We start from the raw sequence: 12,552 nt of genomic DNA on the forward strand, positions 1-12,552 counted from the left end.
GCTTGCGGATCGGCCCTTGCCCGGCTAGCCGTGGTCCGATGTCACGATGGGCGGGCCAGAATGAGTGTCGGCGTCCTGTTGGCGGTGCTTGGCGCGGCCTTCCTTCACGCAAGCTGGAACGCGATCATCAAGGTCGGCAGTTCCAAGGTCTCGGCCATGGTGATCCTGTCGGTGGCCGAGGTGCCGATCGGCCTTGCCGTGGCCCTGACCCGGCCCTGGCCCGCGGCCGAGGTCTGGCCCTGGGTGCTGGCGGCGGGCTGCTGCCACTTCGCCTACAAGTCCTTCCTCACCTTCGCCTACGAGCACGGGGACCTGTCCCGCGTCTATCCCATCGCGCGCGGCGCGGCGCCGATGGTGGTGGCGCTGGTCGGCGCGGCGACGCTGCCCGATGCGGTGAGCGCGGGCCAGTATGCCGGCATCACGGTGCTGGGCCTCGGCATCCTGATGATGGCGCGCGGCGTCTTCATCGGCGGCGAGGAGCGGCGCCTGCTGCCCTATGCGCTGGGCTCGGCGGCGGCCACGGCCTGCTACACGATGATCGACGGGCTGGGCGCGCGCGTCTCGGGCGATGCGGTGGCCTATGTCGCCTGGGTCTTCGTTGCCGACGGGCTGATGTTCACGCTCGGCATGGTCGCGTGGCGCGGGTGGGCGCTGCTCCGGGCCGACCGCCGCGCCTGGGCGGCGGGGACGCTGGCCTGCGCGGCCTCCTATGGCGCCTATGCGATCTCGATCTGGGCGATGACGGTCGCGCCCATCGCCGTGGTGGCGGCGCTGCGCGAGACCTCGATCCTGTTCGCCGTGCTGATCGGCTGGCTTGCCTTCGGCGAGCGGATGACGCGCGACAAGGCCATCGCCGCCGGCCTGATCGTCGGGGGCGTGATGCTGACGCGGCTCTAGCTCAGGCGGTGCGGCGCTCGGGAATGATCTGCTGCGCGATGCCGGCGACGACGAGGTAGACCGAGGTCACGACCAGCCCCCAATGCGCCCAGCTTTCCTCGTTGAACTCGACCCAGGCGGCCCAGGCGGCGAAGAACACCCAGGCGGCGGCGATCGGCAGCGAGATCGCGCGCCAGCGGTCGGTGCGGACCGGGTGGATGAACCTGAGGTTGGTGAACATCGCGACTGTCAGAGCCACGACGATGCCGAGGATCGTGAGCTGCCCCGGAGAGATCGCGAAGAGCACCAGCACGACCATGTTCCAGCAGGCGGGAAAGCCCGCGAAGGAATAGTCCTTGGTCTTCATCCGCGTGTCGGCGAAGTAGATCACCGAGCCATAGACGATGACGATGATGGCGATCCAGCCGGTCCAGCCGGTCAGCATCCCCGACTTGAACAGCGCATAGGCGGGGATGAAGACATAGGTCAGGTAGTCGATGATCAGGTCGAGCAGCACGCCGTCATAGGTCGGCCAGTTGTGCTTGACGTCGAACTTGCGCGCCAGCGGCCCGTCGATGCCGTCCACGAACAGCGCGACGACGAGCCAGAGGAACATCAGGCTCCATTCCTCCTCGACGGCGGCGAGCATGGCCAGCATCGAGAGCACGGCCCCGGTGGCGGTCAACAGATGGACGGACAAGGCTTTGAGGCGCGCGTTCATCCGACCGTCATGCCGCAATCCCGCAGGGCAGGCAAGCCCGGCCAAGGGTCGCAGCACCCTCCGTCGGCCGGAAGCTGACCATGCGTCCGGCCCGTCCCCCTGTCCCGGCGGATGCGGTGTCTGCCGCTCCGGGATCGGTCGGCCGGGTGATCATGCCCGTGGGTGGGCGCGGGCGTAGACCTCCATCAGCCGGGCGCCGTCCACCGCGGTATAGACCTGGGTCGTGGACAGCGAGGCATGGCCCAGAAGCTCCTGGATCGCGCGCAGGTCGCCGCCCGCGTTCAGGAGATGCGTCGCGAAGGAATGGCGCATGGCATGGGGCGTGGCGGTCGGCGGCAGGCCCAGCACGGCCCGCGCGCGCTCCATCACCTTGGCTACCAGCCGCGGGTTCAGCGCGCCGCCGCGCGCGCCGCGGAACAGCGCGCCCGAGGTCAGGTCGAACGGGCAGAGGCCGGCGTAACGCCCCACGGCCTCGCGCGCGGCGGGAAGCGTGGGAACCAGCCGCTCCTTCCCGCCCTTGCCGATGATGCGCAGCACCTCGGGCAAGGGATGCGCCGAGGCCGGAAGCCCCAGCGCCTCGGAAATCCTGAGGCCGCAGCCGTAGAGCAGCGTCACCACCGCCTCGTCGCGGGCGCGGATCCAGTCCTCGGCCGAGTCCTCGGCCACGGTGGCGATCATCGCCTTCGCATCCGGCACCGACAGCGGGCGGGGCAGCTTGCGGCGGAACTTCGGGCTGCGGGCCGACAGGACCGCCGTGGCATCCACGCCCTCGCGCTCGGCCAGCCAGCCGGTGAACTGCCGCACCGCCGAGAGCGACCGGGCAAGCGAGCGCGCCCCAAGACCCCGGGCGCGTTCATGCGCCATCCAGGCGCGCAGGTCGGCGTGGGGGATCCCGGCCAGCGTCTTCAGCCCGTAGCCTTCCCCGAGGTGCCCGGCGAGAAAGGCGAGCCAGCCGCCGACATCGGCCGCATAGGCCTTCAGCGTGGCCTCGGCTGCGCCGTCGATCACCCGCAGATGGTCGAGCCACGCCTGAAGCGCATCGCGCGCCGCGGGCGGGATCGAAAGGCTCATGACAGCCAGCGGCGCATCGTGCGCTCGAACACCCCGGCGAAGAAGGCGAGCAGGTCGGTGCCCTGCGTCGGCTTGAAATGGCCCGGGTCTTCGGACCCCATCACCAGCATCCCCGGCAGCCGCCCGCGCCCGAAATCGAGCCGCATCAGCGCCTCGGATCCCATCCGCCCGCCGTAGAGCGGCGAGTCGGGCAGCGCACGGCGCAGCGTCACCGGCCGCAGCGACACGTTGCGTCCGCCCATGATGTAGTCGGCGACAAAGCCCGGCTCGGCCACGAACAGGACATCTCCGACCCGGCGCAGGGCCGGGTCCTCGTCCCGCTGCGCGCTTTCCAGCACCAGCCGCATGCAGTCCACGCGCAGGGTCTGCGCGACCTCTCCGGCGAGGCTCGTCAGGAATTCCTCGAAGGTCAGCGGATCCAGCATCTGCAGGATCGCCCGATGGATCAGGTTGGTGCCGGCGAGGTTCTCGTAGGCGGCGGCGATGACAGAGCGATGCGTGTCCTCGAGCCGGTCGAGCCGGCCCTCCAGACGCTCCATCGCGATGCCGCGCAGGTCGATCACGTTGCCGCCCATCGCACGCTCGTTCGCCGCGATCAGCGCCTTCATCAGGTCGCGATCCTCGAGGATCATCTCGGGGGTCGCGAGGATCTTGTCGCGCAGGTCCTGTTCGATCATGCCGCCCTCGCCGGTGCCGCGGTTACTTGGACAGGATCGTCTGCCCGGTCTTCGCCCAGTCGGCGTTGAAGAGGTCGAGCCCCTTGTCGGTCAGCACGTGGTTCGCCAGCGACTTGATGACCGAGGGCGGCGCGGTGATGACGTCCGCGCCGATCCGGGCGCAGTCGGCAACATGGTTCGGCGTGCGGATCGAGGCGGCGAGCACCTGGGTCTTGAAGTCGTAGTTGTCATACACCTGGCGGATGTCGGCGATCAGGTCGATGCCGTCGAGGTTGATGTCGTCCAGCCGGCCGATGAAGGGCGAGATGAAGGTCGCGCCCGCCTTGGCCGCCAGCAGCGCCTGGTTGACCGAGAAGCAGAGCGTCACGTTGACCATGCGGCCCTCGTCCGAGAGCACCTTGCAGGCCCGGAGGCCGTCCCAGGTCAGCGGCACCTTCACCGTGATGTTCGGGGCGAGCTCGGCCAGGTGGCGGCCTTCCTCGATCATGTCGTCGGCCTTGGAGGCGACGACCTCGGCCGAGACGGGACCGGACACGAGCTGGCAGATCTCGCGCGTGACCTCCAGAATGTTGCGTCCGGACTTCAGGATCAGGGACGGGTTCGTCGTGACCCCGTCCACCATGCCGAGAGCGTTCAGCTCCGCAATCGCTGCGACATCGGCGGTGTCGACGAAGAATTTCATGAGGGTCTTCCTTGTCTCGGGTTCCGCGGGGGTGTCACCCCCACCGTCCGCGGTGTAATAGCGCATCGGGGCGCAGGGTTAAAGGGAAGCCGGCAGTGACAGGTAAGTTCCCGGAAGGCACCAGGGTGGGTGTGTTGACCACCGAGCCGCTCGGCCGCGTGCTCGACTACCGCGCGCCCGAGGGTGGATGCGGCGCGGGCGACTTCGTCGAGGTGCCGCTGGGCCCCCGCCGCGTGCTGGGCGTGGTCTGGGGACCGGGCGAGGGCGGCTTTGACGCCGAAAAGCTGCGGTCGGTCGCGCGCGTCCTCGATGCGGCACCGATGCGCGAGGAGATGCGGCTGTTTCTCGTCCGCGCCGCCGACTACACGCTGACGCCGCTGGCCGCGATGCTGCGCCTTGCCACCCGCGCACCGGGGCTCGGAGAGCCGCCCTCGACCCGCCGCGTCTACCGGCTGGCCGGGCCCGAGCCCCAGCGGGTGACCGAGGCGCGGCTTCGGGTGCTCGACGCGCTGGCGGCGCACGACGGGGCGCCGCTGACACTGGCCGAGCTTCTGGCCGAGGCGGGCGTCACCTCCTCGGTCGTGAAGGGGCTGGTGAAGGCCGGTGCGATCCTCGAGGAGGACGCGCCACGCGACCTGCCCTATCCGCGGCTCGATCCCGACCGGGCGGCGGTGCGGCTCGAGGGTGATCAGGTCGCTGCCGCCGAGGCCCTGGTGGCGGCGGTGGCGGCGGATGCCTATGGCACGACGCTGCTCAAGGGCGTCACCGGCTCGGGCAAGACCGAGGTCTATCTGGAGGCCGTTGCCGAGACGCTCCGCCGCGGCCGGCAGGCGCTGGTGCTGCTGCCCGAGATCGCGCTGACCTCGGAGTTCCTGACCCGCGTCGAGGCCCGCTTCGGCGCCCGGCCCGCCGAATGGCACTCGGGCGTGACCTCGACCGAGCGGCGGCGCCTCTGGCGCATGGTGGCCGAGGGCGGGGCGCAGGTCGTGGTGGGCGCCCGTTCCGCGCTGTTCCTGCCGTTCCGCGACCTTGGCCTCATCGTCGTCGACGAGGAACACGACACTTCCTACAAGCAGGAGGAGGGCGCGCTCTACAACGCCCGCGACATGGCGGTGCTGCGCGCCTCGATCTGCGGCTGCCCGGTGGTGCTCGCCTCTGCCACGCCCTCGCTCGAAAGCTGGGTCAACGCGGATCAGGGGAAATACGCGCGCCTCGATCTCGGCGCGCGCTTCGGCGCGGCGGAACTGCCCGAGATGCGCACCATCGACATGCGGGCCGAGAAGCTGCCGGCGACACGCTGGATCTCGGAAGTGCTGGCGCGCTCGGTCGAGGCGCGCATCGCGCGGGGGGAGCAGTCGCTTTTGTTCCTCAATCGCCGCGGCTATGCGCCGGTCACGATCTGCCGCGCCTGCGGCCACCAGATCGGCTGCGATCACTGCGATGCGCGCATGGTCGAGCACCGGTTCCAGAAGCGCCTCGTCTGCCACCAGTGCGGCGACACGAAGCCGATGCCGGAGGCCTGCCCCGCCTGCAAGGTCGAGGGCCGGATGGCGCCCGTCGGCCCCGGCGTCGAGCGGCTGGCCGAGGAGGTCGCCGCGCGTTTCCCCTCAGCTCGGGTGGCGGTGCTGTCCTCGGACCTCTTCGGCTCGGCCCGCGCGCTGAAGGAGCAGATCGCGGCCATCGCCGAGGGCGGCGCCGACATCATCATCGGCACGCAGATCGTGGCCAAGGGGCACAACTTCCCGCTGCTGACGCTGGTGGGAGTGATCGACGCGGACCTCGGGTTGCAAGGGTCCGACCTGCGCGCAGCCGAGCGGACGTTCCAGTTGGTGCGGCAGGTGGCGGGCCGGGCGGGGCGTTCCGCCGGGCGGCGCGGGGTGGCGCTTGTGCAGACCTACCAGCCCGAGCATCCGGTGATCCGCGCCATCCTCGGCGGCGACGAGGAAGCCTTCTGGCGCGCCGAGGCCGAGGAGCGCCGCGTGGCGGGCATGCCCCCCTTCGGCCGGTTGGCGGGGATCATCCTCTCGGGTCCCGAGGTCGCGCCGGTCTTCGATCTGGGCGGCGTGCTTGCCCGCAACGACGCACCGTTGCGCCGGATCGGGGCGCAGGTCTTCGGCCCGGCGCCCGCGCCGATCGCCCGCGTCCGCGGCCGGCATCGGGTGCGCCTGCTGGTGAAGGCGCCGAAGGGCGCGCCGCTGCAGGCGGCCATCGCCGAATGGCTGGCACCGGTGAAGCTGTCGGCGAACCTGCGGCTGGCGGTGGACATCGACCCGCAAAGCTTCCTCTGACCCGCGAGGCGGGAAAATCCGTCTCGCCTCTCCGGCGCCGCGGGAGTAACAGGCGGCATGGCACGCACCGTCCCCCTCTCCGAAACATCCTCGCTGCCGGTCTGGCGGCGCCCCGAGGCGCTTCTGTTCCTGATGGCGGCCGCCATGCCGGTGGCCTTCGCCACATGGTCGGCGCTGCTCAACAATTTCGTCATCGACACCGCAGGCTTCACCGGCGTCGAGATCGGCTGGCTGCACACGGTGCGCGAGATCCCGGGCTTCCTTGCCATCGGGGTCATCGCCATCCTGCTCTTCGTGCGCGAACAGGTGCTCGCGCTGGTCTCGCTGACGCTGCTGGGCGTGGCGACCGCGCTGACGGCATGGTTTCCGACCTTCGGAGGGATGCTGTTCATCACGCTCCTGTCCTCGATCGGCTTCCACTACTTCGAAACAATGAACCAGAGCCTGCAGCTGCAGTGGCTGCCGAAAGCCACGGCGCCGCGGACCATCGGCTGGATCGCCTCGGTCGGGGCGGGGGCGTCGCTTCTGGCTTATGGGCTGATCGTGCTGACGTGGCGGACGCTGGGGCTGGACTACAGCACGGTCTATCTGGCCTCGGGCGGAGTGACGGCGCTGCTCGCGGTCGCCGCCCTGCTGCTTTATCCGCAGTTCGACTCGCCCCATCCGCAGAACAAGCGCATGGTGCTGCGCCGGCGCTACTGGCTTTACTACCTGCTCCAGTTCCTTGCCGGGGCGCGGCGGCAGATCTTCGTGGTCTTTGCCGCCTTCATGATGGTCGAGCATTTCGGCTTCGAGGTGGATGCCGTCACCGGCCTTTTCATGATCAACTTCCTCGTGAACATGCTGGCCTCGCCCTGGATCGGGCGGATGGTGCAGCGGCATGGCGAACGGCGGATGCTGATGATCGAACACGCCGGCCTGACGCTGGTGTTCCTCGCCTATGGCGGGATCTACGTCTTCGGCTGGGGCGTGGCGGTGGCGGCGGCGCTCTACGTCATCGACCACCTGTTCTTCGGCATGGCCTTCGCCCTGAAGACCTATTTCCAGAAGATCGCCGATCCGGCCGACATCGCGCCCACCGCCGCCGTCTCGTTCACCATCAACCACATCGCGGCGGTCGTGCTGCCGGCGGCACTGGGGTATCTGTGGGTGACGGAACCGGCCTCGGTCTTCGTGCTGGCGGCGGGGATGGCGCTTCTGTCGCTCGGGCTTTCCTTCCTGATCCCGCGCCACCCCGAGCGGGGATACGAAACGGTGATCGCCCGGGGGCGCCCGGTGCCGGCAGAGTGACTTTCAAGCCCGCGATCCGGGGCCTATATTTGTCGCCTGTCAACCCGGAGGCCGCCCCATGTTCCTGCTGAACCGCAAGAAGTCCGAGATGGTGTCGCCCCACGAGGCGCTGCCCGGTCGAAGCCAGCCGATCCCGACCGCCGAGACGCATTTCCTGTCCGGCCTGCCGCTGAAATCGCCGGTGCCGGCGGGAATGGCCGAGGCGATCTTCGGAATGGGCTGCTTCTGGGGCGTCGAGCGGAAGTTCTGGCAGATGCCGCAGGGCGTCTGGCTGACCATGGCGGGCTATGCCGGCGGCTACACCCCGAACCCGACCTACGAGGAGGTCTGCTCGGGGCAGACCGGCCATACCGAGGTCGTGCGGGTGATCTATGACCCGGCTGTCCTGCCCTATGACATGCTGCTGAAGCTGTTCTGGGAGAACCACGACCCGACGCAGGGGATGCGGCAGGGCAACGACAGCGGCACGCAATACCGCTCGGCCATCTACACCTTCGACGAGGCACAGGCCGCGGCCGCGCAGGCGAGCCTTGCGGCCTACCAGGGGGCGCTGACCGCCGCCGGCCGCGGCCGCATCACCACCGAGATCCGCCCGGCGCCGCCCTTCTACTTCGCTGAAGCCTACCACCAGCAGTATCTGGCGAAGAACCCCGGCGGTTACTGCGGGATCGGCGGCACGGGCGTGTCATGCCCGGTCGGCTCGGGCATCGCCGCGGGCTGAGCGGCGCTTGACGGCGGGCGGGGGCGGGGATAGGCCCGCCCTGACCCGACCGGAGGCCGCCCATGCCCACTTATTCCGCCCTGACCACGCTGGATGGCGAGGAGGCTGCCGAAGCCCTCGCCGAAGCGCTCGAGAAGATGAACCCCGAACCGACCGGCGTCGGCGTGTTCGAGATCGAGGACGGCTCGGGCCTCTGGGAGGTTGGCGCCTATTTCCTTGAGAAGCCGTCCGAGGCGGTGCTGGAGCTTCTGGCCACGGCCTTCGACGCGCGCCCCTTCGCCGTGTCGGAACTGCCCGAGATCGACTGGGTCGCCAAGGTCCGGCGCGAACTGTCGCCGGTCGAGGCGGGGCGCTTCTTCGTCTATGGCAGCCACGACGCCGACAAGGTGCCCGAGGGGCGGATCGCGTTGCAGATCGAGGCGACGGTGGCCTTCGGCACCGGCCACCACGGCACCACGCTGGGCTGCCTGCGCGCGCTCGACCGGCTGGTGGACGAGGGCTTCGCGCCTGCGAAGGTCGCCGACATCGGCTGCGGCACGGCGGTGCTTGCCATGGCCGCGGCACGGGTCTTTCCGCAGGCACAGGTCGTCGCCTCGGACATCGACGAGGTGGCGGTGGACGTGGCGGTGGCCAATGTCGCGATCAACGGTCTTGACGGGCGGCTCGACTGCCTCGAGGCCGCGGGCTTCGATCATCCGCGCCTCGCGGCGGCGGCGCCCTTCGATCTGGTCTTCGCCAACATCCTGAAGGGCCCACTGATCGAGCTTGCGCCGGCGATGGCGCAGAACATCGCGGGCGGGGGCCTTTCGATCCTGTCGGGCCTGCTGGTGGTGCAGGCCGAGGCGATCATTGCGGCTTACCTTGCGGCCGGATTCGAGCTGAAGGCGCGCGAGGATCTGGGCGAGTGGTGCTGTCTGGTGATGCGCAGGCTCTGAAACCCCGGCAAAGGCTATTCAGACGCCTCGTTTCCGCCACTATCCCGGCGTAGCCTTGCCGGCGGTGGGTGGCGATGATCGAGAGCATGAGCATGTCAGTGGATCCGAACCTCGCCGACTTCCAGGCCCGCATTGCCCGGATCGAGGCCGCGCATGCGCGGGGCTTCGGCTTCGAGGCGGAGGGGACGCTGGGGCGGTCCCACTATGCCAGGCCGATGCGCCGCAAGCCGCGGGTCGTGGCGCCGCTGCTCGTGCTGCTGGTCTGCGGCATGGCGATGAAGGGGGCCATCCTCTGGCGCATCGGCCCCGACAGCTACCAGAGCCGCGTGGACCAGCTGGCGCAGGGCGAGGGGTTCGACCGCGTCGGCAGCCTGTTGATGCAGGCCGATCCCGTCACGCGCATGGTGGCCGCCGGCCTCGCGCGGGTTCTTGTCAGGGTCTGAGCCGAGGGGTTCCGGCGCCCTGTCCTGACCACGCCGCTTCGGCAAAGGAAAAGGCCGCATCCCGGACGGGAGCGGCCTTTACAGCAGGTCCGGGAAGCCTTGTCCCGGCGGCTGTCGAGCCTCAGCGGCGCAGCGCACAGATGTCCTCGATATCGCCGCGGCAGAGACCGATGTCGTCGAGTTCGCGGTCGCTGAGCCGCGAAAGGGCCGCGCGGGTCGCGCGGGCGTCGTTCCAGGCGACGACAGCGGCGATGAGGTCGCTGATCGACTGCACGAAGTGGAAGGTCGCGATGGCGCCGAAGGGCGCCGGGCGGGTCGTCTCGAAGGCAGCCATGGCCTTGATCCTTTTCATCAACTGCTCAAGTTCACAGCAATGCTGCGACTGGACAGGCACATAAGCCGGCAGCTTCATGTCGGCAATCGACGCCGGAGCAACGCTGCATTGCAGAAAACGCAAGGCTCGAAGCGGCAGGATACCTTTGTATTCCAAAGGCTTCCGCGGTGTCCGTCGGCCGTCGCGTCGTGAGGACGAAGCGTCGCTTTCGGACCTCGCGACCGTATCGCAGATGCTGCGACGACAGGCAACAGGGGAAAGCCGCTGGCGGATGTTCCCTCTTCGTGCTAGCCCTTGCGGCAACAGGAAGCAGGGGGCGGAATGAGGGTTCTGGGCATCGACCCGGGTCTGCGCAACATGGGTTGGGGGGTGATCGACGTCGAGGGGGCGCGTCTCCTCCACGTTGCCAATGGAATCTGCCATTCCGATTCGGGCGAACTGGCCCAGCGGCTGTTGTCGCTGCACGGGCAGCTGACCGAGGTGATTGCCCGGTTCCGCCCCGAGACCGCAGCGGTCGAGCATACCTTCGTCAACAAGGACGGGGTGGCGACGCTGAAGCTGGGGCAGGCGCGCGGCATCGCGCTGCTGGTGCCGGCGCAGGCGGGGCTGTCGGTCGGGGAATACGCGCCGAATGCGGTCAAGAAGACCGTGGTGGGCGTGGGCCACGCCGCCAAGGTTCAGATCGAGCACATGGTGAAGCTGCACCTGCCCGGCGTCAGCCTCGCCGGACCCGACGCCGCGGACGCGCTGGCGGTGGCGATCTGCCATGCCCATCACGTCCAGTCCTCGGGGCGGCTCGAGGCGGCGCTGGCGAGGGCCGCGCGATGATCGGCAAGATCTCGGGCATCCTCGACTACCGCGCTTCGGACCACGTGCTGATCGACGTGCGCGGCGTGGGCTACATCGTCCATGTCTCCGACCGGACGCTGGCCTCGCTGCCCGGCCCGGGCGAGGCGGTCGCGCTCTATACCGAGCTTCTGGTGCGCGAGGACCTGCTGCAGCTTTTCGGCTTTCCCACGCTGGTCGAGAAGGAATGGCACCGGCTGCTGATGACGGTGCAGGGGGTGGGGGCGAAGGCGGCGATGGCGATTCTCGGCACGCTCGGGGCCGAGGGCGTGGCGCGGTCGATCGCGATGGGCGATGCCCGCTCGATCCAGGCGGCGCCGGGGATAGGGCCGAAGATCGCGCAGCGCGTGGTGCTGGAGCTGAAGTCGAAGGCGCCGGCGCTGATGGCGATGGGCGGCGGTCCCGTGGCTGTGCCGGTACCCGACGGCGAAGCGGCCGGCCCGTCCCGGCGCAAGGCGGCGCCCCGGGCGGCGGAGCCCGCACCGCGGGCGTCCTTCTCGGCCGATGCGCTTTCGGCGCTGACCAACCTCGGCTACCAGCCGTCGGATGCGGCGCAGGCGGTGGCGCAGGCGGCGACCGAGGCGCCCGAGGCGGATACCGCTAGCCTGATCCGGCTCTCGCTGAAGCTGCTCGCCCCGAAGACCTGACCGGGCCGGCCGCAAGACGGCCGGGCTTGCGACCGGACGCGGCCGGGCCCATATCGCCTGCGTTTCCGACTGGGGAGAAGGTGCGATGGGTTACGTGCGGACAGGCATCCTGATGGCGGTGATGACGGCGCTGTTCCTTGGCGTCGGCGCGCTGATCGGCGGACAGGACGGCGCGGTGATCGCGCTGGTCGTGGCGGCCGGGATGAACCTCTTCACCTACTGGAACTCGGACAAGGCGGTGCTCTCGATGCACGGCGCACGCGAGGTCGATGCGCGTTCGGCCCCCGATCTGCACGCGATGGTGCGGGGTCTGGCCGAGGGCGCGGGGATGCCGATGCCGAAGCTCTACCTGATCGATACCGACCAGCCCAATGCCTTCGCCACCGGCCGCAACCCGCAGAACGCCGCCGTGGCGGTGACGCGCGGCCTGCTGCGCAACCTCACGCCCGAGGAGGTTGCGGGCGTGGTGGCGCATGAGCTTGCCCATATCCGGAACCGCGACACGCTGCTGATGACGGTGACAGCGACCTTCGCCGGCGCGATCTCGATGCTGGCGAACTTCGCCTTCTTCTTCGGCGGCTCCTCGAACGAAGAGGGCGAGCGGCCGATGGGCATCGTCGGCACGCTCGCGCTGATGATCCTTGCGCCGCTGGCGGCGGGTCTCGTGCAGATGGCCATCTCGCGCTCGCGCGAATACGAGGCCGACCGGATCGGCGCCGAGATCTGCGGGCGTCCGATGTGGCTTGCCTCGGCGCTGGGCAAGATCGAGGGGCTGGCGCAGCGCATCGACAACGTCCGGGCCGAGCGCAACCCGGCGAGCGCGCACATGTTCATCATCAACCCGCTGCACGTGCTGGGCCACGACCGGCTGTTCGCGACCCATCCGAACACCGCGAACCGCATCGCCGCCCTGCGCGCGATGGCGGGCGAGGTGCGGCAGGCTCCCGCCGGTTTCGCGCCGCGCCGCGGCCCCTGGAGCTGACGTTCGCGCTTGCATCGGCACGCCCGTTCGGGGAATGTT

The 12,552-nt window shown here is 69.6% G+C and carries 14 protein-coding genes; 9 read left to right on the forward strand and 5 right to left on the reverse strand.

Going from position 1 to position 12,552, the window contains the following annotated elements:
- The first annotated feature begins 60 nt into the window (after positions 1-60).
- Positions 61-897, forward strand: coding sequence for an EamA family transporter (locus CK951_RS03605; RefSeq protein WP_096784853.1), 837 nt, complete (start codon positions 61-63; stop codon positions 895-897).
- 1 nt (position 898) lies between these two features.
- On the opposite strand, the gene CK951_RS03610 is transcribed toward CK951_RS03605, so the two are convergent.
- The 4 genes from CK951_RS03610 to fsa all read right to left on the reverse strand — a co-directional run bounded on the left by CK951_RS03610 (position 899) and on the right by fsa (position 4,027).
- Entirely contained in the window at positions 899-1,597 is a 699-nt protein-coding gene (locus tag CK951_RS03610; protein ID WP_198402395.1) for a phosphatidylcholine/phosphatidylserine synthase, read from the reverse strand.
- Between the two features lie 150 nt (positions 1,598-1,747).
- Complete coding sequence (locus CK951_RS03615) at positions 1,748-2,668, reverse strand: tyrosine recombinase XerC (protein WP_096784855.1); 921 nt, start codon at positions 2,666-2,668, stop codon at positions 1,748-1,750.
- Positions 2,665-3,345, reverse strand: coding sequence for a DUF484 family protein (locus CK951_RS03620; protein WP_096784856.1), 681 nt, complete (start codon positions 3,343-3,345; stop codon positions 2,665-2,667). Before CK951_RS03620 ends, CK951_RS03615 begins: the two co-directional genes overlap by 4 nt.
- Before the next feature lie 22 nt (positions 3,346-3,367).
- Positions 3,368-4,027: a fructose-6-phosphate aldolase gene (gene fsa, locus CK951_RS03625; protein WP_096784857.1), complete on the reverse strand. Its 660-nt coding sequence runs from the start codon at positions 4,025-4,027 to the stop codon at positions 3,368-3,370.
- A 95-nt stretch (positions 4,028-4,122) separates the two neighbouring features.
- Between fsa and CK951_RS03630 the strand changes: the two genes are divergently transcribed.
- The 5 genes from CK951_RS03630 to CK951_RS03650 all read left to right on the forward strand — a co-directional run bounded on the left by CK951_RS03630 (position 4,123) and on the right by CK951_RS03650 (position 9,704).
- Positions 4,123-6,315 (forward strand): primosomal protein N', encoded by a 2,193-nt coding sequence (locus tag CK951_RS03630; RefSeq protein ID WP_096784858.1) that lies wholly within the window; start codon positions 4,123-4,125, stop codon positions 6,313-6,315.
- A 57-nt stretch (positions 6,316-6,372) separates the two neighbouring features.
- The gene (locus CK951_RS03635) at positions 6,373-7,605 is read left to right on the forward strand and encodes an MFS transporter (protein ID WP_096784859.1); all 1,233 of its coding nucleotides are present in this window, start codon (positions 6,373-6,375) and stop codon (positions 7,603-7,605) included.
- Positions 7,606-7,663: 58 nt separating this feature from the next.
- Complete coding sequence (gene msrA, locus CK951_RS03640) at positions 7,664-8,326, forward strand: peptide-methionine (S)-S-oxide reductase MsrA (protein WP_096784860.1); 663 nt, start codon at positions 7,664-7,666, stop codon at positions 8,324-8,326.
- 62 nt (positions 8,327-8,388) lie between these two features.
- Positions 8,389-9,261: a 50S ribosomal protein L11 methyltransferase gene (locus CK951_RS03645; protein ID WP_096784861.1), complete on the forward strand. Its 873-nt coding sequence runs from the start codon at positions 8,389-8,391 to the stop codon at positions 9,259-9,261.
- An 86-nt stretch (positions 9,262-9,347) separates the two neighbouring features.
- Complete coding sequence (locus CK951_RS03650; protein WP_232520674.1) at positions 9,348-9,704, forward strand: hypothetical protein; 357 nt, start codon at positions 9,348-9,350, stop codon at positions 9,702-9,704.
- Positions 9,705-9,825: 121 nt separating this feature from the next.
- On the opposite strand, the gene CK951_RS03655 is transcribed toward CK951_RS03650, so the two are convergent.
- Positions 9,826-10,038, reverse strand: a complete 213-nt coding sequence (locus tag CK951_RS03655; RefSeq protein ID WP_096784862.1) for a DUF1127 domain-containing protein — start codon at positions 10,036-10,038, stop codon at positions 9,826-9,828.
- A gap of 321 nt (positions 10,039-10,359) precedes the next feature.
- Between CK951_RS03655 and ruvC the strand changes: the two genes are divergently transcribed.
- The 3 genes from ruvC to htpX all read left to right on the forward strand — a co-directional run bounded on the left by ruvC (position 10,360) and on the right by htpX (position 12,513).
- Positions 10,360-10,866, forward strand: coding sequence for a crossover junction endodeoxyribonuclease RuvC (gene ruvC / locus CK951_RS03660; protein ID WP_096784863.1), 507 nt, complete (start codon positions 10,360-10,362; stop codon positions 10,864-10,866).
- Positions 10,863-11,531 (forward strand): Holliday junction branch migration protein RuvA, encoded by a 669-nt coding sequence (ruvA, locus tag CK951_RS03665; RefSeq protein ID WP_096784864.1) that lies wholly within the window; start codon positions 10,863-10,865, stop codon positions 11,529-11,531. Before ruvC ends, ruvA begins: the two co-directional genes overlap by 4 nt.
- An 85-nt stretch (positions 11,532-11,616) precedes the next feature.
- Positions 11,617-12,513: a zinc metalloprotease HtpX gene (htpX, locus tag CK951_RS03670; protein ID WP_096784865.1), complete on the forward strand. Its 897-nt coding sequence runs from the start codon at positions 11,617-11,619 to the stop codon at positions 12,511-12,513.
- Positions 12,514-12,552 lie beyond the last annotated feature (39 nt).

This window comes from Rhodobacter sp. CZR27, assembly GCF_002407205.1.
Lineage (GTDB): Bacteria > Pseudomonadota > Alphaproteobacteria > Rhodobacterales > Rhodobacteraceae > Cereibacter_A.